Consider the following 1,498-nt stretch of genomic DNA (forward strand, 5'->3'; position numbering starts at 1 on the left):
GGTAGTAGTTTAGCGATGGGGTGACACAGGAAGGTAGCTGGTCCCAGGCGGTGGTTGTCCTGGGGTAAGCGTGTAGCCCGCGATCTAGGCAAATCCGGATCGCATGGAGGGTGAGACGTGATGCCGAGCCGATTCAGGTGAAGTCAGTGATCCTATGCTGTCGAGAAAAGCCTCTAGCGATGTTTCGAGCGGCCCGTACCCTAAACCGACACAGGTGGTCAGGTAGAGAATACCGAGGCGACGGGCGAACTGTGGTTAAGGAACTCGGCAAATTGCCCCCGTAACTTAGGGAGAAGGGGGGCCGGACGCGTGAAGCCCCGTGCGGGTGGAGCGTGGTATGGCCGCAGAGAGCAGGGGGAAGCGACTGTTTACTAAAAACACAGGTCCATGCGAAGTCGTAAGACGATGTATATGGACTGACGCCTGCCCGGTGCTGGAACGTTAAGGGGACCTGTCAGCTCGTAAGGGCGAAGCGGAGAACTTAAGCGCCAGTAAACGGCGGTGGTAACTATAACCATCCTAAGGTAGCGAAATTCCTTGTCGGGTAAGTTCCGACCTGCACGAATGGCGTAACGACTTCCCCACTGTCTCAACCACAGGCCCGGCGAAATTGCAGTACGAGTAAAGATGCTCGTTACGCGCGGCAGGACGGAAAGACCCCGGGACCTTTACTATAGCTTGACATTGGTATCTGAATGTAATTGTGTAGGATAGGTGGGAGCCGGTGAAGCTCGGACGCCAGTTCGGGTGGAGGCAATCTTGAAATACCACTCTGTTGGATTTGGGTATCTAACTTCGGGCCCTGATCGGGTCCAGGGACAGTGTCTGGTGGGTAGTTTAACTGGGGCGGTTGCCTCCTAAAGGGTAACGGAGGCGCCCAAAGGTTCCCTCAGCCTGGTTGGCAATCAGGTGTTGAGTGTAAGTACATAAGGGAGCTTGACTGTGAGACTGACGGGTCGAGCAGGGACGAAAGTCGGGACTAGTGATCCGGCACTTGCGTGTGGAAGCGGTGTCGCTCAACGGATAAAAGGTACCCCGGGGATAACAGGCTGATCTTCCCCAAGAGTCCATATCGACGGGATGGTTTGGCACCTCGATGTCGGCTCGTCGCATCCTGGGGCTGTAGCAGGTCCCAAGGGTTGGGCTGTTCGCCCATTAAAGCGGTACGCGAGCTGGGTTTAGAACGTCGTGAGACAGTTCGGTCCCTATCCGCCGTGCGCGTTGGATACTTGAGAAGGGCTGTCCCTAGTACGAGAGGACCGGGACGGACGAACCTCTGGTGTGCCAGTTGTCCCGCCAGGGGCACGGCTGGTTGGCTACGTTCGGAAGGGATAACCGCTGAAAGCATCTAAGCGGGAAGCTCGCTTCGAGATGAGGTATCCCACCACCTTGAGTGGGTAAGGCTCCCAGCTAGACGACTGGGTTGATAGGCCGGAGATGTAAGCCAGGTAACTGGTTCAGTTGACCGGTACTAATAGGCCGAGGGCTTAACCACCCT

The 1,498-nt window shown here is 56.5% G+C and carries 1 rRNA gene; it reads left to right on the forward strand.

The window, feature by feature from the left end:
* Window positions 1-1,495, forward strand: a 23S ribosomal RNA gene (locus RAN62_RS40985); the annotation flags it as partial.
* Between the last annotated feature and the right edge of the window lie 3 nt (window positions 1,496-1,498).

This window comes from Symbioplanes lichenis, from assembly GCF_030709675.1.
In the GTDB taxonomy this organism is placed as follows: domain Bacteria; phylum Actinomycetota; class Actinomycetes; order Mycobacteriales; family Micromonosporaceae; genus Actinoplanes; species Actinoplanes lichenis.